At 66.5% G+C, this 1,302-nt stretch carries 4 protein-coding genes; all 4 read left to right on the top strand.

The window, feature by feature from the left end; genetic code table 11:
• Positions 1-652: DUF1071 domain-containing protein (locus GY812_02355; GenBank protein MCP4434325.1), on the top strand; the 652-nt coding region annotated here is incomplete at its 5' end.
• A gap of 75 nt (positions 653-727) precedes the next feature.
• Positions 728-994 (top strand): hypothetical protein, encoded by a 267-nt coding sequence (locus GY812_02350; protein ID MCP4434324.1) that lies wholly within the window; start codon positions 728-730, stop codon positions 992-994.
• Positions 978-1,163, top strand: coding sequence for a hypothetical protein (locus GY812_02345; protein MCP4434323.1), 186 nt, complete (start codon positions 978-980; stop codon positions 1,161-1,163). Before GY812_02350 ends, GY812_02345 begins: the two co-directional genes overlap by 17 nt.
• Positions 1,160-1,302: DNA cytosine methyltransferase (locus tag GY812_02340; GenBank protein ID MCP4434322.1), on the top strand; the 143-nt coding region annotated here is incomplete at its 3' end. The genes GY812_02345 and GY812_02340, both read left to right, overlap by 4 nt.

Below are 1,302 nucleotides of genomic sequence, written 5' to 3'. Positions count from 1 at the left end.
TGACGTGTCCGAGCATGTCCAGAAGCGCGCGGGGTTGAGCTTTTTGTCGTGGGCATGGGCATGGGGCGTGCTCATGGAGCACTACCCCCAGGCCGCGGTGACGTTCGAGCGCTTCGAGGGTCGGGATGTGATGACCTACGCCGACGGGACCTGCTCGGTGCATGTCTCGGTCGAGATCGATGGCATCACCCGCGAGATGTGGTTGCCGGTGATGGACCACCGGCACAAGGCAGTGTCGCAGCCGACAGCCCGCCAGATCTCCGATGCGAAACAGCGCGCCTGCTGCAAGGCATTCGCGCTGTTTGGGCTCGGCCACTATATATACGCAGGCGAGGATCTGCCCCCGGCGGAGACGCCCGAGGCTGCACCGATCAAGCGCTCTGCGCCCCGCGGAGGCGGCGCTCCGGGACCCACATCGAGCAGCACCCGCGCGCTGGAGGGCATGGTCCAGGCGCACTCGTCGCTCGGCTCGCTGTACTCGGACGATCAGCTCCGGCACGCGATCCATGCCTCCACGCAGGTAGTGCATGACTATCTGCTGAGTGTGTGGCTGGCCCGAGAGGAGGCCCTCGGCGGCGGTCCCGATGACCGCCCCGACTTCTCTGCCCGAGACGAGCAGCCCGGGCAGGTGCAGGACGTGGCCAGCAACTAGGTTGGACCCGCATGTCGCGGGTCTGCAGCGAGTGAGGACAACATGGCAGGACCGATATTTGCAGTCTCCGTGACGATGAAATCCGACACCGAAAAACGCTGGGATCTACTCTCGGCATGGAGAAACGAGCGCATGGAGAACCGGCTGCAGGTGACGATCGCCGCGCAGACCGACACCGGTGACACGAAATATCCGATGATCACTCTGACCGACTGGCTCAAGGGGGTGGCGAGCGGAGAGGGATTTTTCGTGGATGTGCGGGTGGACAAGCCCGCGCTGCTGGCGTGGCTGCAGAGCGCGCCTGCCGCGCGGGAGCAGCACGCGAGTGATGCCCCGTTCTGATCCGCCGCCGGACCTCCCGGCCTACCTGATCGAGGTGGGTCGGGACGGTGCGCTCTGGCGCGGGGTGATGACGCTGCGCGGCGCGCGTCGCAGTCTCACCGCGGAGCCTCATACCCTCGGGACTCTGCTCGACCTGGCAGCGCGCGCCATCCTGGAGGCGGAGCGATGAAGATCCTATCACTGTTTTCTGGCATCGGTGGGCTGGAGCTGGGCCTCGAATGGGCGGGGCTCGGGGTGACCCGGTGGCAGGTCGAGCAGGACGCATTTGCGCGCCAGGTGCTGGCGCGGCACTGGCCCGACGCAGAGCG

This window comes from Actinomycetes bacterium (assembly GCA_024222295.1).
Lineage (GTDB): Bacteria > Actinomycetota > Acidimicrobiia > Acidimicrobiales > Microtrichaceae > JAAEPF01.
Note: the sequence above shows the minus strand (reverse complement) of the source record. Positions and strands in the feature narration are given on the sequence as shown.